At 72.8% G+C, this 19,562-nt stretch carries 13 protein-coding genes and 1 pseudogene; 10 read left to right on the top strand and 4 right to left on the bottom strand.

The window, feature by feature from the left end; all coding sequences use genetic code 11:
* Window positions 1-112 precede the first annotated feature (112 nt).
* The 5 genes and pseudogenes from ACGFNV_RS17195 to ACGFNV_RS17175 form a co-directional block, all read left to right on the top strand.
* Window positions 113-912 (top strand): annotated as a pseudogene (locus tag ACGFNV_RS17195) (sialidase family protein); the annotation flags it as partial.
* Between the two features lie 292 nt (window positions 913-1,204).
* Window positions 1,205-4,207 carry a SpoIIE family protein phosphatase gene (locus ACGFNV_RS17190; protein WP_393623268.1) on the top strand — a complete coding sequence of 1,001 codons (3,003 nt, stop codon included), beginning with the start codon at window positions 1,205-1,207 and terminating at the stop codon, window positions 4,205-4,207.
* 72 nt (window positions 4,208-4,279) lie between these two features.
* Window positions 4,280-5,779 carry a sugar ABC transporter ATP-binding protein gene (locus ACGFNV_RS17185; RefSeq protein WP_393623266.1) on the top strand — a complete coding sequence of 500 codons (1,500 nt, stop codon included), beginning with the start codon at window positions 4,280-4,282 and terminating at the stop codon, window positions 5,777-5,779.
* Window positions 5,776-6,885, top strand: a complete 1,110-nt coding sequence (locus tag ACGFNV_RS17180; protein WP_393623264.1) for an ABC transporter permease — start codon at window positions 5,776-5,778, stop codon at window positions 6,883-6,885. The genes ACGFNV_RS17185 and ACGFNV_RS17180 overlap by 4 nt, the downstream gene beginning before the upstream one ends.
* Before the next feature lie 67 nt (window positions 6,886-6,952).
* Window positions 6,953-8,116: a substrate-binding domain-containing protein gene (locus ACGFNV_RS17175; RefSeq protein ID WP_393623262.1), complete on the top strand. Its 1,164-nt coding sequence runs from the start codon at window positions 6,953-6,955 to the stop codon at window positions 8,114-8,116.
* 29 nt (window positions 8,117-8,145) lie between these two features.
* Here the strand turns inward: ACGFNV_RS17175 and ACGFNV_RS17170 are convergent, their stop codons facing one another.
* From ACGFNV_RS17170 to ACGFNV_RS17155, 4 genes are all read right to left on the bottom strand, one after another.
* Entirely contained in the window at window positions 8,146-10,668 is a 2,523-nt protein-coding gene (locus ACGFNV_RS17170) for a SpoIIE family protein phosphatase (protein ID WP_393623260.1), read from the bottom strand.
* Window positions 10,669-10,761: 93 nt separating this feature from the next.
* Window positions 10,762-11,661, bottom strand: coding sequence for an amidohydrolase (locus tag ACGFNV_RS17165; RefSeq protein ID WP_393623259.1), 900 nt, complete (start codon window positions 11,659-11,661; stop codon window positions 10,762-10,764).
* Window positions 11,662-11,809: 148 nt separating this feature from the next.
* Entirely contained in the window at window positions 11,810-12,613 is an 804-nt protein-coding gene (locus ACGFNV_RS17160) for a DUF6461 domain-containing protein (protein WP_393623258.1), read from the bottom strand.
* Window positions 12,614-12,667: 54 nt separating this feature from the next.
* Window positions 12,668-13,927: an ROK family protein gene (locus tag ACGFNV_RS17155; RefSeq protein ID WP_393623257.1), complete on the bottom strand. Its 1,260-nt coding sequence runs from the start codon at window positions 13,925-13,927 to the stop codon at window positions 12,668-12,670.
* A gap of 193 nt (window positions 13,928-14,120) precedes the next feature.
* Here ACGFNV_RS17155 and ACGFNV_RS17150 point away from each other — a divergent pair, with 193 nt between their 5' ends.
* The 5 genes from ACGFNV_RS17150 (at window position 14,121) to ACGFNV_RS17130 (ending at window position 19,505) form a co-directional block, all read left to right on the top strand.
* Window positions 14,121-15,458: an ABC transporter substrate-binding protein gene (locus ACGFNV_RS17150; protein WP_393623255.1), complete on the top strand. Its 1,338-nt coding sequence runs from the start codon at window positions 14,121-14,123 to the stop codon at window positions 15,456-15,458.
* An 11-nt stretch (window positions 15,459-15,469) separates the two neighbouring features.
* Window positions 15,470-16,420 (top strand): carbohydrate ABC transporter permease, encoded by a 951-nt coding sequence (locus ACGFNV_RS17145; RefSeq protein WP_393623253.1) that lies wholly within the window; start codon window positions 15,470-15,472, stop codon window positions 16,418-16,420.
* Window positions 16,417-17,241, top strand: coding sequence for a carbohydrate ABC transporter permease (locus ACGFNV_RS17140; RefSeq protein WP_393623251.1), 825 nt, complete (start codon window positions 16,417-16,419; stop codon window positions 17,239-17,241). The genes ACGFNV_RS17145 and ACGFNV_RS17140 overlap by 4 nt, the downstream gene beginning before the upstream one ends.
* A 198-nt stretch (window positions 17,242-17,439) precedes the next feature.
* The gene (locus ACGFNV_RS17135) at window positions 17,440-18,456 is read left to right on the top strand and encodes a Gfo/Idh/MocA family protein (protein ID WP_393623249.1); all 1,017 of its coding nucleotides are present in this window, start codon (window positions 17,440-17,442) and stop codon (window positions 18,454-18,456) included.
* Window positions 18,453-19,505 (top strand): Gfo/Idh/MocA family protein, encoded by a 1,053-nt coding sequence (locus ACGFNV_RS17130; protein ID WP_393623247.1) that lies wholly within the window; start codon window positions 18,453-18,455, stop codon window positions 19,503-19,505. Before ACGFNV_RS17135 ends, ACGFNV_RS17130 begins: the two co-directional genes overlap by 4 nt.
* Window positions 19,506-19,562 lie beyond the last annotated feature (57 nt).

Below are 19,562 nucleotides of genomic sequence, written 5' to 3'. Positions count from 1 at the left end.
TTCGGAAACGCAGCGGTGACATTGCGGCTTCGCATCCCAATACTGCAATCCGGCCGTGGAACAGCCTTTCCCGGGTCTGACGGCCGCCCACCAGACCCGCAGAGGGACCGCAATGACAAAACCCTTGATACGGAAGGCTTTCGCGACAGCGACGGCTTTCGGAGTCGGCCTGGTTTTCGCCGTCGCCGCCGCGACGAGTGCGTCGGCGTATCAGCCGATCCCGTCGAATCTCTACGTGGCTGACAATCCCGCCTCGTGCAACAAGAAGCCCTGCGTTCTGTATCCGAAATCGGCCCGGCTTCCCGGCGGCCGCATCGTGGCGTCGTTCGAGAACAGCCAGGGTGATCCGGTGGGGCAGACGCTGCCCGTCTACAAGAGCGACGACGACGGCACGACCTGGCAGAAGCTCTCCGACGTCAAGCCTCCGGCCGAGCTGTCCAGCAACCCCCAGTACGCGAAGTACACGAGCAACTGGACCAACCCCTACCTCTACGTGCTCCCGCAGGACGTCGGAGCACTGAAGGCCGGCACGTTGCTGCTCGCGAGCGTGGTCTCGGGCGACGACGCCTACTACAGGGAGCACAGGAACGCCGACCCCAGCTGGACGCCGACCGAAGACGGCGACCGCAAGGACGTGTCGATCGCGCTGTACTCAGCATGGACGACGGCGCGACCTGGTCCTTCCAGAACATCATCGCCGCCGGCGGATGGCAGGGCGGCGGCGGGAAGAACATCTCGAGCGCCAACACCGCCGCGCAGCAGGATCCGGTCTGGGAGCCGCACCTGGTCGCCCGGGGCGGCAAGCTCGTCGCCTACTACTCCGACGAGAACGACTACGTCGGCTACGACTCCACCACAGGAGTGCCGACCCTCGACCCCGACAACGGCACGGCGACCGATCCGCAGTACCAGGAAACCCACGGCAGCCCATCAGCGCAGGTGAGCGTGCCAGGTACACGGGCGATGCTCCGCCTTGCGATGCTCCCCCACTGCCTGAACGGCGTGGGAGGTGCCCCCACCACCGGACGCCGCGAGCTTCCCGGCAAACCTTTCCGGTCACGGCACTGGCCCGTAGCGGCGGGTGCGGCCGTGGCGCACGGTCGCACCCGGTCCGACAGTGACTCGTGCCCCTGATGCCCGTATCCTCGTCAATGCCAGATTCTTTGCGAAATGTGGATTATCGCGGGTGTGCATGAGGCGAGACGTGGTTCGGTCCGGCGGAGAACCGACGCCCATGGGGCGCGCGGCAGGGGGGACGGGTCCCGTTCGCTCCCGTGAGCGGTTTCTGCAGGGTGAGTCGATCGAGACCGGTGTGCGCTCGTCCATCCTGGACTCCTGGCGGCGCTGCCGGTCCCTGGCCCTCTCGCCGGACCAGTCGAACCTCCCCTTCCGGGACGACTTCGATCCGGAGGGCCGGATCGTCCGCGCCGCCGTGCCGGTGCTCGACCGGCTGCAGTCCAGGTTCGCCGGCAGCGAGATGAACATCTCCGTCGCCGACGGGAACGGCACGGTCCTGCTGCGCCGGTTCGGACGGGCGTCCATGGCCGACAGGCTCCCCGCGATCCAGACCGTCCCGGGGTTCGTGTTCGCCGAGCAGTTCGCAGGCACCAACGGCATCGGCCTCGCTCTCGCGGAACGGCAGCTCATCAGCGTCTACGGCGCCGAGCACTTCGCCGAGCGCTCCCAGGGCAGTGCCTGCCGCGCCCTGCCCGTCCGCGACCCGCTGAGCGGGCGCATCGAGGGCGTCCTGTGCCTCGGCTATCCGCGCAGCTCCGAGGACCCGGCCCTGTCCACCGTGATCCGCAAGGCGGCCGGGGCCATCGAACGGCGGCTCCTCGCGCAGAGTTCCGGGCGGGAGCGCGCCCTGTTGCGGGCCTACCTGGACACGACGGCCACCCCTCACCGCGGCGTCGGGGTGGACGCGCTGGCCCTCGAACTGCACCCCCGCGACCACGCGATCGTCATGGAGAAGGCCGCCGAGCTGATCTCCCGCGCCCAGCGGGCCGCCGTCGACGTGCCCCTTCCCGGCGGGCGACGGATCACGCTGGTGAGCCGCCCGATCACGAGCGCCTCCGGGGTGGAGGGCGTCGCCATCGAGGCCGTGCTCCCCGGTTCCTCGCCGGGTGAACTCCTCGTCATACCTCGCCAGACCGACGAGCCCGAGCACACGACCGACGGTCCGGGACACCGCCTCGACCTGCCGCGTCGGCCCGGCGAGCCGACGGGCCCGCTCGTCGAGCCCGGCGGCGCCACCCCCTTCGTCCCGCTGCTCAAGGCCGTTCCCATCACCGCAGTCCCCGCCCGCCTCTCCGTCGCCGGGCCGCCGCCCGTGTACCTTCCCGACGCCACGCCCCCCGGCCACGTCCTCACGGACGCGGACGGCAGCCTCGTGGCGGCCGCCGAAACCGACGGTGCGACGCCGGACGGCACGGACGGCAGGCCCATGGACCCGGCTGACCGGGCCCAGGGTGCGGCCGGTGACACCCCGGGCACGCCGACCGGGGCGAGGGGGCTCGTGCTGGTGGGGGAGCCGCACGTGGGGACGTACGCCCTGGAGGCCCGGCGCCGTCTGGAGCTGTTGTCGGAGGCCGGCGCCCGCATAGGCACCACCCTGGACGTGCGCCGCACCGCCGAGGAGCTCGCCGAGACGGCCGTCCCCCGACTCGCGGACTTCGTCACCGTCGACCTGTCCGAGGCAGTGCTGCGCGGCGAGGAGTCCGCCGACCCGATCGACGACCTGCTCCGCACGGTGGTCCACGGCATCCGCGACGACCTTCCCTTCAGCCCCGTCGGCACGCTGGTCGGCTTCGGCCCCAGAACACCCCAGCTGCGCTGTCTGAGCAGCGGGGAGGCGGTTCTGGAACCCGACCTGAAGGCCGCCGCGGGCTGGCTCGCCCAGGACCCCGAGGACACCGAACAGCTGCTGCCCCACGTCCACTCGCTCGTCGCGGTCCCGCTGGTGGCCCGCGGTGTCGTCCTGGGAGTCGTCAGCTTCTACCGCGGGCAGGACCCCACCCCCTTCGACGACGACGACCGCTCGCTGGCCCGGGAGCTCGCCGCCCGCGCCGCCCTGTCCGTCGACAACGCCCGCCGCTACACCCACGAACGCGCCATGGTCCTGGCCCTCCAGCGCAGCCTGCTCCCGCACGGCCTGCCCGACCAGGACGCCGTCGAGGTCGCCCACCGCTATCTGCCCGCCGAATCCGACGTGGGCGGCGACTGGTACGACGTCATCCCCCTCTCGGGGACCCGCGTCGGCCTCTTCGTCGGCGACGTCGTCGGCCACGGCATGCTCTCCGCGGCCACCATGGGCCGGCTGCGCACCGCCGCCCGCAGCTTCGCCGAACTCGACTTCCCGCCCGACGAGGTCCTCACCCACCTCGACAACGTCGTGGGGCGCCTGGACCGGGAGGACCCCGCCGCCGGTCCCGGCATCATCGGCGCGACCTGCCTCTACGCCGTCTACGACCCGACCTCGCAGCAGTGCACCATGGCCCGCGCCGGCCACCCGCCGCCCGCGGTGGTCCGCCCCGACGGAACCGTGTTCTTCCCCGACCTGCCGGCCGGGCCCCCGCTCGGCCTCGGCGGTCTGCCCTTCGAATCCACCGAGGTCCACCTCCCCGCGGGCAGTGAGCTGGTCCTCTACACGGACGGACTCATCGAGGACCGGCACCGCGACGTCGACGCGGTCCTCGAGCAGCTGCGCGAAACGCTGGCCCGTCCGCAGCTCGCACCCGAGGAGGTGTGCGAGACGGTCCTGGACGCCGTGGCCCCCGCGCACCCCTGCGACGACATCGCCCTGCTCGTCGCCCGCACCCATGCCCTGGACCCCCGCCGGATCGCCACCTGGGACCTGGCGGCCGACCCGGCCCTGGTCAGCGAGGTACGTGCCGCCGCGATGCGGCAGCTGGCCGACTGGGGACTCGACGACGCCGCGTTCGCGGCGGAGCTGATGCTCAGCGAACTGGTCACCAACGCCATCCGGCACGGCGCCGGGCCCATCCGGGTACGGCTGCTGCACGACCGCACCCTGATCTGCGAGGTCTCCGACACCAGCAACACCGCCCCGCACCTGCGCCGGGCGGCCAGCACCGACGAAGGCGGCCGCGGTCTGTTCCTCGTCGCACAGCTGGCGCAGAGCTGGGGGACCCGCTACATCCCGGAGGGCAAGGTCATCTGGGCCGAATGCGGGCTCGACGGCGTGTGACGCACGGAGAGCCGAATGTCGGAATAGATGAGATTTGACCCGTTACTATCCCTGGTGATGAACGTCGGGAAGATGGAACCTCTGGTCCGCGTCCGAGGGCTCCGCAAGCGGTTCGGCGGCACCCTCGCGCTGGACGACGTCGACCTCGACGTCCACGCCGGCGGCGTCCTCGCCCTCCTCGGCCCCAACGGTGCCGGAAAGTCCACGCTCATCAAGGTGCTCGCGGGCGTGCACCGGGCCGACGCGGGACAGGTCACGGTGGCCGGGCACCCGCTCGGCAGCCATGCCGCCACCCGCGGCATGTCCTTCATCCACCAGGACCTCGGTCTCGTGGAGTGGATGACCGTCGCCGAGAACATCGCCCTGAGCACCGGATACCGGCGCCGCGCCGGACTGATCTCCTGGCGGCGCACCCGCGAGCACTGCTCCGACGCCCTGCGGACCGTCGCCGGACACCTCGACCCCGACGTACCGGTCGCGCGACTCGCCCCGGCCGAGCGCTCCCTGGTCGCCATCGCCCGCGCCCTGGCGGCACAAGCGACACTCATCGTCCTCGACGAGCCCACCGCCCGCCTCCCCGCCGCGGACTGCGCCCGGCTCTTCCGCGTCCTGCGCGCCCTGCGCGACCGGGGACACGGCATCCTCTACGTCAGCCACCGCCTCGACGAGGTGTACGAGGTCGCCGACTCCTTCGCCGTCCTGCGCGACGGCCGCCTCGTCAGCCAGGGCTCGCTGGCCGACCACAGCCCCGCCCACCTGGTGCGCGACATCGTCGGCGACGAACCGACCGACTACCGCCCCACCACGGTCCCGGCGGGCGGCCCGGCCGTCCTGACCCTCGACCGCGCGGTGACCGCCGGCACGGAACCGGTCAGCCTGAGCCTCGGGGCGGGCGAGGCCCTGGGACTGGTCGGCCTCTCGGGCGCCGGCCACACCGACCTGGGCCGGGCCCTCGCCGGCGCCCGGCCCCTTCTGGGGGGACGGGTCCTCCTGGGGGGCCGGGACTACCGCCCCCGCACGGTCGCCGACGCCGTCGGTCACGGTGTCGCCCTGGTACCCGGCGACAGACAGCGCGAGGGCTGCCTGGCCGAACTGACCGTACGGGAGAACCTGCTGGCCAATCCGCGGGCCGAAGGACTGCCGGTGTCGCGCTGGATCAGCCCCCGCCGGGAACGCGCCACGGCCGCCGCCCTGACCGAACGCCTCTCAGTGCGCCCCCGCGACACCGAGGCCGCCATCGCCACCCTCTCCGGCGGGAACCAGCAGAAGGTCGTCATCGGCCGATGGCTCCAGGGGGGCCTGCGTGTGCTGATCCTCGAGGAACCGACGGCCAGCGTGGACATCGGCGCCAAGGCCGCGCTCCACCGCCTGCTCGACGAGGCGCGGTCCGAGGGGCTGGCGGTCCTGCTCGTCTCCAGCGACTTCGAGGAGGTCGCGAGCGTGTGCCGCCGTGCCCTGGTCTTCGTCCGCGGGGCCGTGACGACCGAGCTGAGCGGTGCCGCCCTCACCGTCGCCGGGCTCACCCGGGCGGCCTCGGCCATGCCCCCGGCCGGGACCTCGACGAACCCATGACCACCCCGTCCCAGCCCGCCCCGCGACGGCGACGACAAGGCAGGCCCGGCCGACTCGACCGTCTCGGCGGTCACCTCGTCGGCGCCTACGGCCTCCTCGCCCTCACCGTCCTGCTCTGCCTGATCTTCTCCCTCACCCTGCCGCGCACCTTCCCCACGCTGGACACCGTCGACGCGATCCTGTCCAACCAGTCGATCCCCGCCGTCCTCGCGCTCGCCGCCATGGTCCCCATCGTGACCGGCTCGTTCGACCTCTCCATCGGCTACGCCCTCGGTCTGGCGCACGTCATGGTGATGCAGCTGGTCGTGAACGACGGCTGGCCCTGGCCGCTGGCCTGCCTCACCGTCGTCCTCGGGGGAGCGGTCGTCGGCGTCCTCAACGGTGTCATCGTCGAGTTCGGCCGCATCGACTCCTTCATCGCCACCCTCGGCACCGGCAGCATGCTGTACGCCGTGACCGGCTGGGTCACCGGCGGCGGCCGGATCGTCCCCGGCCCCCAGGGCCTCCCGGCCGCCTTCACCGACCTCTACGACTCCTCGTTCCTCGGCCTCCCGGTGCCCGCCTACTACGTCCTCGCCCTCGCGGCCGTCCTGTGGCTGGTGCTGGAGCGGCTGCCGCTCGGCCGGTACCTGTACGTCATCGGCTCCAACCCGCGTGCCGCCGACCTCGTCGGCATCCCGACCCGCACCTACACCGTCTACGCCTTCACCGCCTCGGGGCTGATCGTCGGCTTCGCCGGTGTGCTGCTCGCGGCCCAGCAGCAGATCGGCAACCCGAGCGTGGGCCTCGACTACCTGCTGCCCGCCTTCGTCGGCGCCCTGCTCGGCTCCACCGCGATCAGACCCGGCCGCCCCAACGCCCTGGGCACCCTGGTCGCCGTCGCCGTCCTCGCCGTCGGCCTCACCGGCATCGGCCAGATGGGCGCCGACTTCTGGACGGTCCCGCTCTTCTACGGCGGCACCCTGCTCGTCGCCGTCGGCCTCGCCGGATACGCCGCCCGCCGCAGACTGCGCACCGGCGCCGTGGCGGCCCGCGACTCGCCCCCCGCACCACCGGGCCCACCACCGTCCCCTCCCGGCGGCGGCCCGGCGGGCACCGCTCCCTGACGCCGCCCCACTCCCACGGGCACCACCCGTTGCCCTCCCGCCGCTCATCCCTCCGCGAGGAGCTCCCGTGCACGGCAACCGCAAAGTCAACCCCCGCGCCCTCACGGTCCGGCTCGCCGCCTGCGTCCTGCTGGGCACGGTGACCGTACTCGTCGGCTGCGAACGCGGCTCGTCGGACGGCCCGGGCCCCTCCACGACCGGGCCCGGCGGCTGCCCCGCGGTCCATGCCCGGGCCCAGACCGCCGTGCGGCAGGCGGAGAAGTCCGACATCCCCTGGAACGGGCCGACCAGCGGCCCGACGGCGGTGTCCGGCAAGACCCTTGTCTACGTCGCCCAGACCATGACCAATCCCGGCGTCGCGGGCGCGGCGAACGGGGTGAAGGACGCCGCCCGCGTGATCGGCTGGAACGTCCGGGTGATCGACGGCGGCGGGACGCCGGCCGGCATCCAGGCGGCGATGAGCGAGGCCCTGACCCTCAGGCCCTCGGGCATCGTCATCGGCGGCTTCGACCCCGACTCGACCTCGCGGCAGGTCGCGCGGGCCGACGCGGCAGGCATCCCACTCGTCGGCTGGCACGCGGTCGCCGCCCCCGGCCCCAGCCGACGGCCCCCGCTCTTCTCCAACGTCACCACCAAGGTCGAGGACGTGGCCGCGATCAGCGCGCAGTGGGTGATCGCGCAGTCCAACGGCAACGCCGGGGTCGTGCTCTTCAGTGACGCCTCGATCCCCTTCGCCAGGAACAAGGCGGAGCTGATCAGGAAGCAACTGGGCACCTGCTCCGGGGTGAAGCTCCTGTCGTACGAGAACATCCCGATCCCGGACGCGAGCAGCCGCACCCCCCGGGAGGTCTCCTCCCTGCTGTCCCGCTTCGGGAGCAGATGGACCTACTCGGTCGCCATCAACGACCTGTACTTCGCCGACGCGGCCCCCGCCTTCCGCGCGGCCGGCCAGAAGGGCTCGGGGCCGCCCTTCAACATCGGCGCCGGTGACGGCGACCCCTCCGCCTTCCAGCGCATCGAGAACCGGCAGTACCAGGCGGCGACCGTGCCCGAGCCGCTGTCCCTGCAGGGCTGGCAGATCGTCGACGAGTTCAACCGCGCCTTCTCCGGCCGTCCCGCCAGCGGATACGTGGCCCCCGTGCACGTCACCACGGCCGCCAACAGCGCCGGTGCCACGACGTGGGACCCGACGGGCTACCAGGAGGCGTACCGGAAGATCTGGGGCAAGTAGGAACGCGCACAGGGTTCACGGCGCTGGTGTCACGCCGGGGCGTACTCGGTGAGCAGCAGCGCGATGTCGTCCGCGCGGTCGGCCGACCGGCGGGCCTCCCGCAGCAGGGCGTCGGCCATCTCGTCCAGACGGGTCCCGCCCATGCGGGACAGTGAGGCCCGCAGCCGGTCGAGGCCGGAACCGATGTCCGAGTGGCGCCTCTCGACCAGCCCGTCCGTGTACAGGGCCAGCACCGATCCGGGCTCGAGACGCAGTACGGACTCCGGATAGGTGGCCGTCGCCTCGACGCCGAGCAGCGGTCCGCCCGGCACGTCCAGGATCTCGGCGTCTCCGTCGGGCAGGCGCAGCAGGGGCGGACAGTGGCCCGCGCGGACGATGCGCACGACACCCGATGGGGGATGGACGCGGGCGTAGCAGCAGCTGGCAAGCAGGACGGGGTCGAGGTCCAGGTGGAGCCGGTTGGTGTCGGCGACGACCTCGGCGGGCCGGTGTCCCGCGGTGACGAACGCCCGTACCGTGCTGCGGAGTTGTCCCATGACGGCCGCAGCGGCGACGTTGTGGCCCTCGACGTCTCCGACGATCAGCGCGACCTCGTCGCCGGTCGGGATGACGTCGTACCAGTCGCCGCCGATGTCCATCCCCCTGGTGCTCGGGAGGTAGCGCCCCGTGACGCGCAGGCCCGGAAGCGTGGGCAGCCGGTGGGGCAGCAGCCCGTCCTGGAGTCCGCGGGCGAGGGCGAACTCGGCGTCGTAGAGCCGGGCGCGTTCGAGGGCCTGGGCGATCAGGCCGCCCAGGGCGGTGAGGACGCCGCGCTCCTCCTCGGGGAACCGGTGGACGTCGTCGAAGGCGAGCATGCAGGCGCCGACGGGGTGGTTGGAGGCGATCAACGGCAGGAACGCCCAGGAGTTGGAGTGGGCGGCCAGGATCCCGGGGTACGTCTCTAGGAGCTCCTCCCGGGACTCGACGAACAGAGGCGTGCCGGAGGTCAGCGCGTCCGTCACCGGCAGCCGGGCGTGCAGCGGGGTGCCTTCGAAGCGGGCGAGGAAGCGCCTCGAATAGCCGCGCTGCGCGAACTGGCGCAGACGCCCCTCCTCCACCACGGCGATCGCCAGCTTCTGGCCCCCGAAGGCGGGCAGCAACTGGTCGGCGACGGCGTCGCACACCTCCCGCGCGGTGACGGCCTCGGTGAGGGCGCTGCCCAGCTGGAGCACGCGGTAGAGGGAACCGACGCGCGGGGCCGCGGGCGGAGGCGACGAGGAGACCGGGGGCGCCTCCTCCTCGACGGGTGTGCCGGGTCCGGTGTCGGCCGGCACCGGCTGCTTCACGGGTGCCGCCCACCCCGTCATGCCCTGCGCGCCCGGGTGCAGGGAGAAGACCAGCCACTCGTCGGGCGGGCGGCGCACCAGGAAGGAGACCGGTTGCTGGGAGACCACCGCGGCCCGGTAGCGGTCCTCGTACACCGGGTCCGCCAGCCACGGCAGGACGTCCCACGGGCGGTGGCCGAGCAGTTCGTCCTGCCGGACCCCCAGCAGACTCTCCAGGCTGTGGTTGGCATAGGCGACCCGGCCGTCCGGGGTGAGCGCGAAGAAGCCGTCCGCGAGCCGCTCGATCGCCGCGACGGCGGCCATGCCGCTCCCCGAGTCGAGTACGGCGCCGACCAGATGGGACGACTCCTCGGGGGCGTCCGGGCCGCCGGGCACCCGTCCCCACAGCTCCACGAGGCGATGCCCGCCACCGCTGTCCAGGATGCGCAGACAGTGCGCCAGCACCCGGCCCTGTGCGACCGCTGCACGGGCGGCGGACCGGAAGCCGGGGAGATCCGCCGGTTCGATCCTGGCCGCCAGGGTGTCCGCCCGTCCGTCGAACTCCCGCGGCGGGATCGCGAAGATCGCGCACAGCTCGTCGTCGGCCGTGAGGTCCCCCGTGTCCAGGTTCCAGTCGAAGAGGCCGACCCGGATCAGCGGCGCGGACGGCACCGGGACCACCATCGGAGCGGTCTCCTCGTCCAACTCGCCGAGTTTCCGGCGCGCGCTCAGGCCGGCCAGGGTGGTGCCCAGTCGGTCGGCTACGGCGTGCAGGTGTCGGCGCTGCCCTCGCGACAGACCCGTACCGCCCGGCCTGGACGTCCACACCACGGCCAGTGTCCCGAAGGTCCGCCCGCCGGACCGCACGGGCACGGACGCGGAGCCGAACGCGTAGGGCACGGCGAGCGAGAGCTGGGGGAAGCGCCGCATCGTCTCCTCCGCGCCGGCCAGGTGGACCATGCGGCCCGAGCGGTACGCGTCCGCCACCGGGATATGACTGTTGACCGGGATCCGCCGCCACCCGCCGAGCAGGGAGGGCGGTGTCCCGCACGCCGCGACCAGGACGAGCGAACGACGGTCTCCGGAGGTCAGAAAGGCGCTCCCGGCATGTGCTCCGGTCGCCTCCACGGCCCGGATCACGGCGCTGACCAGTGCGTCGTCGCGCTCGGGCGCTTCGCTGACAGGTGCGGCGCCGAACGGGTACGAGTGCGATGCCACAGCGTCGGCCGACACGTTGCCCTCGATCACCCCGGAGGAGTTTGTCCCAGTTTAGGGGACCTGCTGTCCTCTGGTGTTTCCGCGTCCGGTGTCCTCCCGTCCGGTGTCGTCCGGTTCCGTCGCTCAGTCCTTTCCGGTGAGCAGCCGGCGCGGATTGGCTATGCGGAAGGCGTACGCCGCCGCCCCGCCCAAGCCGAAGCCGGGATGCTGGGGTGGCTGCGCGTAGGGCCGGTCCGAGCCCTGTACCACGGCGTCCACACCCAGGGCGCGTACGACGGCGTCGACGGCGGTCGGACCGTACGAGGACGTCTCCACGAACACGTCCGGGTCCCCGGAACCGCTCCCGTCGCCGCGCGCGGCGAACCGCTCCCCGTGCAGCGGGGCGAGCCCGGCCAGCAGCGCGAAGCACACCCGCAGCCGCGGATGGCGCGGCCGGCCGAAGGCGCGGAAGGCGAACCAGGCCGCGTGCATCTGCTGCACGTAGGGGACCATCGCGGGCCACCAGCCCGGCCCCGAGGGCTCGGCGGCCGCGGGGCCCGGGTGGACGAACAACGGCAGGTCGCGCTCCTCCAGCAGGTCGAGCAGGGGAGCGCAGCGCGCGTAACCGGTCGCGTCGGCAAGGGCGTTCGCCGGGAGCTGGAGGCCGACGAAGCCCTGGTCGAGCACGGCGGCCGTCGCCCCGGCATCGACGTCCCGTACGCAGGCGGCGGCCCAGGCGCCGAACGGCTCGGGGAGCGCGGCCGCGCCCTCGTGGTAGGCGTCGAGCAGGGGCCGTGCCTCGGCGGCGGGCAGCCACTCCACGCCGATCGGGGCGGACAGCGACACGAGCGCCCGGCCGAGCCCGTCGACGGCGGCGAGCTCCGTACGCCGGGTGACGTCGTGGTGCGCGGGCGGGATCTCGTAGGGCGGCTCACCGTCGAGGAACAGGGTCCAGCCGTCCAGGAACGGGGGTTCGCGGCGGGAGCGCAGAGCCGCCACCAGCGAAGGGGTCCACAGATGCTGGTGCACGTCCACGTTGGTCATGACGCTCCTCCCACCGAGGCTGACGCCTCTCCCGCCAGACGCGCGGTGCGCTCCGGACGCCGTCGGAACCAGCATGTCGCGGCGCACCCCCTCCCCGTCCACCCCGCGGGGCGGTTGCCGTCCGGGCGCGGCACTCCGGCCACCGCGATCAGGGGGTGGGGGGTGAAGGCGGGGGGACGACGACCGGTGCCGCGGCCTCGGCGCGGGCGCGCGCCACGCCGGCCTCGACCTCCTCGCGGGTGAATTCCCTGTAGAAGCGTTCTCCGTGGGCGTCGGTGATGTCGATGACGATGCCGGTCCACTCCTCGGCGGGCTCCTCCGGCACCTGCCCGAGCCGGTACTCGGCATCATGGAGCAGGTGCTCCGTCACCCGCACGCCGGTCAGCCGCTCGGCGAGGGCGAGGACCGCCGTCTTGCGGTCGACGGCCGCGTCGGTGTCGTCCTCGTCGTCGGAGAGGTCGAAGCCGACCTCGCGCATCACCGTCACGAGAGCGTCCGGATCGCTGCCGTCCCGGACCGTGGGCCACTCGAAGGTGGTGCGCAGCTCCCCGTCCTCGTACCAGTGGAACCAGTCCATGGGCTTGCCTCCGTTGCTGGAGTGCATCACGGCACGCCCGCCCGCGGACAGCGCCGCCAGGCAGTGCGGCCGCATCCCCGCTCCGCCGTCGAAGAGCAGGACGAGCGTCCAGTCGCCGCCCTCGCCGGGCACCGTGAACGCGCCCGCGATGAAGGAATCGTCTTGGTAGTCCGTCGCCTCGAACAGTGCGTTCTGCCGCTCGACCAGCGCGTCCGCACCCGGGCGCGTGCCCAGCGGCTCGGTCTCCATCACCCGCAGGACCTCCTCCGGCGCGACGCCCCGCACCAGGGTCATGCTGTAGCCGATGTCCCGCGCATGGCGGAACAACGGGGAGGTGTGTATCCAGGCGTAGTCATGTGCGGTCACGGAAGTCATGGACCACAGTCTGCCCGCCGCCACTGACAAGGACCCGGGGAACCGGCCCCTGTCTCACCGCTTCTCCCGTGCGGGGGCAGGGGAGTCGAGGCTGGTCGGGCGGGTCCGGAGCACCACCTCCACCGAGGACAGCGCGAAGCGCACCGCGCCGGTGAGGACGGCGTCGTCACCCAGGGCGGACAGGTGCCAGCGGGGCGGGTCGACGAGGAGGCCGTCGGCGTGGTGCTGGGCGGCGGTCAGCAGGGTGTTCGCCGCGGGGAGCAGGGCGGGGTCGGGGAAGAGCCCGGTGCCGAGGACGACCAGGGCCGGGTCGAGGGCGAGAAGGACGGGTGCGAGGCCCTCGGCCAGCCGTCGCCCGTACGCCTCGACGGCGGCGACCGCGTCCGGGTCGGCCGCGGCCGCGTCACGGATGGTGCCGGCGGGAAGCGGGTCCAGGCCGGGACGGTCGGCCGGGCCGCCGCCGGAGAAGCGGATGAAGCCGATCTCACCGGCCGCGCCGTGGTGGCCGCGCAACAGGCGGCCACCGGTGATGACACCGGAGCCGAGGCGCTCGCCGAGCAGGACGAAGACCATCTCGCCGGTCGCGGCGTCGGGTACCGCGCCGCCCGTTCCCCCGACTCCGCGCCACTGTTCGCCCAGCGCGGCCAGGTTGGCGTCGTTCTCGACGGCCACCGGGCAACCGAGGAGCTCGCGCAGGACGCCGGTCACGTCCACCTCGCTCCAGGTGCCGAGGTTGTCGGCCTGACGGACGCGGGAGTTGCCCCGGTCGACCAATCCCGGGGTGCCGAGCGTGGCGGCCCAGACCCGGGACACGTCGACGTCCGCCCGGTCCAGGGTGGCCCGGATCGCCGAGGTCACCGCTCGCGCGCGGGCCGGGCCCGTGAGGTCGGCGCGGACCCCGCGGCGCTCGACGGCGACCGGTTCGCCGTCGAGGTCGGCCAGGCAGGCGGTGACGGACCGGGGACGCACGTCGACACCGACGACGAAACCCGCGTGCGGCTGGAAGCGGAAACGGCGGGCCGGGCGGCCGGGGGAGCGCTGGCCCCGGGCGGACGGCGCGGCGGCGACCTCGATGAGGCCGCGGTCGACGAGTTCCTCCGCGATCGCCTCGACGGTCGGCCTGGACAGACTGGTCGCCGCGACCAGCTCGGACAACCGGGGGTGCGGGTCGGCGGAGCGCACGACGGCGAGCACGGCCGCCGCGTTCGTGGCGCGCAAATCGGCCACGCCCACGACCGACGGGACACCCGACGGCGGGCCCGGCTCCGTGGCACCGCTGAGCGGCCACAGGGCCTCCGGCTCCGATGTGGTCAAGGGTCGACCTCCTGTACCGCGACGCGTCACCCACACCGACCGTGCCCCGTCTCTTGACGAACCATGGCCGGAACTCGATTATGAAACGCAACTGCTTTATTAAAACATCCGGCGCCGGCATCTGCCCGCGCCCCGCACATCCATGGCACTCGCCCGCGCTGCACCTCCTCTCCCGCCGTTCCAGGAGTCCGCCATGAGTCACGTTCCCGCTCCGCCGTCCAGACGCGCGTTCCTCGCCGCCGCTGCCGGCTCCTCCCTGCTCGTCGCCTGCGGCAGCTCCCTCACCCCCGGCGCCAAGTCCTCCGCGGCGGCCGGCGCGTCCCCCGCCTCCACGGCCGTACCGACCGGCGAGAAGATCACCCTGGTGGTCGCCGACGCCGACGACACCACCATGACCCCCGGCCTGCTGGCGGCGTTCCGCGAGAAGTACCCCAACGTCACCTTCAAGCGCCAGTACACCGGCTGGGACGACTACCTGAAGAGCATCAACACCACGATGTCGGCCGACACCGCCCCCGACATAGCCCAGTTCGTCTCCGGCATGAACAACCTGGTCAAGGGCCGCCTGCTGCTCGACGTCGGCGGCTACGGCAAGGCGTACGGCTGGGCGGGCGAGTTCCCCGGCCTGGACCAGATCACCTTCAGCGCCGACGGGAAGACGGCCGGCACCGGCGCCCTCTACGGCGTACCCGGCGGGCTGTCGTTCGAGGGCGTCTACTACAACAAGGCCAAGGTCGGGAAACTGGGCCTGACCGTGCCGCCCCCCACGGTCGCCGAGTTGGAGGCCCTCTTCGCCAAGGCCAAGGCCGCGGGGGAGACCGCGCTGGTCGCGGGCAACCTCGACGGCGGCCTCAACCACCCCTTCAACGTGCTGCTGTCGGTCCACATGAAACCGGCGGACCGCGAGGCCTGGGCGTTCGGACGCAAGGGCGCCAAGATCACCGGCCCCGAGGCGGTGACGGCCGCGACGACCCTCAAGCGTTGGGTCGACCAGGGCTACGTCACCCCCAAGGTCAACGGCACCAGCGACAACGACGCCACCGCCGCGTTCGCCAAGGGCGAGGGCGTCTTCCGGATCAGCGGCAACTGGGCCGCCGCCGCGGTCGACAAGGGACTCGGCGCGGACGCCGGACTGTTCACCATGCCGCCGAGCGCCAAGGGCGGCCCCCTGCGCACCACCGGAGCCGGCGTCTACTACTGCGTCTCCAGCAGGTCGAAGAACGCCGCCGCCGCGGCCGCCTTCCTCGACTTCTGCGCCACCCGGCAGGCCTCCGCCGTCACCGCCAAGGCGGGCTTCATGGCGCCCGACGCCGCCGCGATGCCCCAGCAGAGCGGCCTCCTGGGGGACGTACGCACCGGCTGGCAGGCCATCGTGAAGGACTCCGGGCTCCAGCCGTTCATCCAGAACGCCTCCACCCCGACCATGCCCGACACCCTCACCACGCAACTCCAGTTGCTGGCCGGCGGCAAGATCACCGTCGAGAAGTTCCTCGCGGCCCTCCAGGCCGACTTCGACCAGTTCCACTCCTGACCGGCCGCGACATGACGACGACCACCACGCCCCGACGGGCGACGCGCCCCGTCCGCAGGGACACCGGCCCGCCGACCCGCTCTCCGCACACCACCCGCAGGCGCCGCCGTGCCGTGGCGCTGCTGTACGTCCTGCCGGCGCTGCTGCCGTACACCCTGTTCGCCGTCCTCCCGGCCCTGCACACCGCCTACCTCTCGCTGTTCGACTGGGACGGGGTGACCCTGCCGTCCTTCACCGGACTCGACAACTACCGCCGGGTCGCCACCGATCCGCAACTGCGCGCGGCCGCCTGGCACGCCGGAGCGCTCATCGTCTTCTTCTCCGTACTGCCCATCACCCTGGGCCTGGTGTCGGCGGCCCTGGTGGCCCGCCGGTCCGGCCGACGCGGCACCGCCCTGATCCGCACGCTGCTCTTCCTGCCGCAGGTCGTCCCGCTGGTCGCGGTCGCCGTCATCTGGCGCTGGGTGTACGCCGAGGACGGCACCCTCAACCAGGCTCTGCGGGCGGTCGGCCTCGGACGGCTGACCGACGCGTGGCTGGGCAGCTTCACCTGGGCGCTGCCGGCCGTGGGGCTCGTCGGGACCTGGGTGGTGTCCGGGCTGTGCATGGTGCTGTTCCTGTCCGGGACGCAGCGCATCGACCAGGAGATCCACGAGGCCGCCCGGATGGACGGCGCGGGCCCGGTTCGCGAGTTCTGGTCCATCACCGTCCCCCTGTTGCGGCCGGAGATCGCCGTGGCCCTGTCGATCACCGTGATCGCCGCCCTGTCCAGCTTCGACCTGATCTACATCACCACCGGTGGCGGCCCCGGCAACAGCACCGTCGTGCCCGGGATCCTCATCTACCGGCTGGCCTTCGGCGGCGGCGCCGTGGGGCTGGCCAGTGCCCTGGCGGTGGTCCTGACGGCGGTCATCTCGGTGGCCGTCCTCGTCATCAACCGACTGGCCAAGGAGTCGACATGACGGTACGTCAGCAACGCGGTGCCGCTGCACCCGTGGTCCTGACGGTCTTCGTGGCCGCGGTACTGGTCCCGTTCCTCTCCCTGCTCCTCGCCTCGCTCCAACCCGCGGGCACACCACTGACCGGGCTCGCCTGGCCGGACGGCATCCACCTGGAGAACTTCGTCCACGCCTGGTCCGCCGCCGGGTTCGGCCCGCTGCTGCGCTCCAGCGCCGTGATCGCGCTCGCCGTCGTCCCCGCGGCCGTGGTCTGCGCCACCCTGGCCGGATACGCGCTGGCCACCATGGACGTCCCCGGCGGCGGCAAACTCTACGGCTACCTCCTGCTCGGCCTGGCCATCCCGACCGAGGTCACGGTCATCCCGCTCTACTACGACCTGCGCGCCCTCGGCCTCACCAACACGGTGCCGGGACTGGCCCTCGCCGAGATCGCCGCCTTCATGCCGTTCGGGGTGTTCTGGATGCGGGCCCACTTCGCCACCGTGCCGCGCAGCCTCATCGAGGCCGCCCGACTGGACGGCGCCTCCTCCTGGACCACGCTGTGGCGTGTGCTCATGCCGAGTTCCCGCCCGGCCGTGACCACCCTCGGCGTCCTGTACTTCGTGTGGAGCTGGAACCAGTTCCTGCTCCCGCTGATCCTGATCCAGGACCCCGCGAAACGCACCGCCCCGGCCGGACTGGGCTTCTTCACCGGTCAGTACGACGTCGACGTCCCCCTGCTCGCCGCGGCCACGCTGATCGTGATCGCCCCGGTGGTCGTCGTCTACCTCTTCTTCCAGCGGCACTTCATCAACGGCGTGCTCAGCGGCGCCCTCAAGGGCTAGGGGCTGTCGTTCGGACCACGCCGCAGACGCGGGGTCTGGCGCACCTCTGCCGCGTTGTCGTCGGTTGCCGATGCTCCGCATCGACGCCCTCCTCCGCCTTGCAGAGGCACGCCCCAGACCCCGCTCACCGGCGCTGACCAGACACCGTCCATTCCCTGCGACCTGATCCGAACAACAGCCCCTAGGAGACCCCACCCGATGGCACAACTCGACGTCGCGCTGATCGGCGCGGGCGGCATCGCGCGGGCCCACCTGCCCGCATGGACCGCGCTCGGCGCCCGCGTACGCGTCTACGCCCCCGACGGCCAAGCCCCCACCCTGGCAAGCGAGTTCGGCCAGAGCGCGGTCGCCTCCCGCGAGGAGGCCATGGACGGTGCGGACGTCGTGGACGTCTGCACCCCCACCGACACCCACCACGACATCACCCTGGCTGCCGTGGCCGCGGGAGCGCACGTCCTGTGCGAGAAACCGCTGGCGCTGCGTCCCGCCGACGCCGAGGAGATGGCCGCCGCGGCGGCTGCCGCCGGGGCCCGGCTCTACCCGGGCCACGTGGTGCGTTTCTTCCCCGCCTACGCCAGGCTGCACGCCCTGGTCACCGGCGGCGGACTCGGCCGGGTCGCCGTGGCCCGGTTCACCCGCACCGGCCGGTACCCGACCTGGAGCGCCTGGTTCGCCGACCCGGCGCGCTCCGGGGGGATCCTCGTCGACCAGATGATCCACGACATGGACATCGCCCGCTGGCTCTTCGGCGAGGTGGTACGGGTCCACGCACACCACAGCGGCCACCTCGGCACCCCGGCGCCCGACGGCGCGGTCGCCACCGGAACCGCCGTGCTCACCCACGCCACGGGCGTCATCACCCAGATCGTGGGCGTGTGGGCGCCACCGGCCACACCGTTCCGTACCACCTTCCACATCGCAGGCACCGGCGGAACCGTACGACACGACTCGCTCGCCTCGCCCGGCCTCCGGATCGTCGGAACGGCCGACGCGGGCACGGCGGCGGGCATCCCGGTGGGCGACTTCGGCGAGTCGCCGTACGCCACCCAGATACGCGAGCTCGCCGACGCCTTCGCGGGCGGGCCCGAGCCCCGCGTGGGCCCGGCCGACGGCGTGGCCGCCGTCCGGATCGCCGCGGCCGCCGCCGAGTCGGCCCGCACCGGCCGGGCGATCGAGCTCGCCCCACGGCCGGCACCCGAAGGAGCGCCCGCATGAGGATCGCCGTCCTGTCCTTCGCCCATGTCCACGCCCCGACGTACGTCGAGCTGCTGCGCGACCGCGACGACGTGGAGCTGCTCACCTCCGACCCCGACGCCCCGCCGGACGACCCGGACCGGGGAGCGGCGCTCGCCGAGCGGCTGGGCGTACCGTACGTCGCCGACTGGGACGAGGTGTTCGCGCTGCGGCCCGACGCGGTCGTCGTGACCAGCGAGAACTCCCGGCACCGGCACCTGGTCGAGCGGGCCGCGGCGGCCGGCGCCCACGTCCTGTGCGAGAAGCCGCTCGCCACGACCGAGACGGACGCCCGGGCGATGATCGACGCGTGCGCCCGCGCCGGAGTCGGCCTGATGACCGCGTATCCGGTCCGCTTCGGTCAGGCCTTCGCCGCGCTGCACCGCGCCGTCGCGGACGGCTCGCTCGGCCCGCTGGTCAGCGTCCACGGCTCCAACAACGGCTGGAATCCAGCAGGCTCCCGGCCCTGGTTCGGGGACCGGGAACTGGCCGGCGGGGGAGCGGTGATGGACCACACGGTGCACATCGCCGACCTCATGGACGTACTGCTCGACGGAGCGCAGGCGGAGGAGGTGTACGCCCAGGCCAACGACGTCCTGGGCCCGGACGGCGGAGCCGGCGTCGAGACGGCCGGGCTGGTCACCGTCCGCTACCCGGGCGGCGTCGTCGCCGCGATCGACTGCAGCTGGAGCCAGCCCGAGGGCCATCCCACGTGGGGCGGCCTGGCCCTGACCTGCGTGGCTGAGCGGGGGATCGTCGAGTTCGACGCCTTCCCCCGGCTGCTCGGCGGCTTCGACGCCACCACCGCCCGCCCCCGCTGGGAACCCGGCGGCGACGATCTCGACACGGCCATGCTGGAGGAGTTCCTCGACGCCGTCCGCAGCGGCCGCCGCCCCCGCCCGGACGGCGAGGCCGGACTGCGGAGCCTGAGAATCGTCCTGGCGGCCTACGCCTCACTGCGAACCGGGCAACCCGTGCCTCTGCCCGGCACAAGCGAGGACAATCGCGTACGGATCCACCCGCCCGAGTGACTTGGCTCTCATGGCAAGGTGGGGACATAGCCGAGACCATGGAGTCCCTCACCAGCA

Origin of the sequence: Streptomyces sp. NPDC048751, assembly GCF_043198595.1 — a bacterium.
Lineage (GTDB): Bacteria > Actinomycetota > Actinomycetes > Streptomycetales > Streptomycetaceae > Streptomyces.
This window is presented reverse-complemented; position numbering and strand designations above follow the sequence as displayed.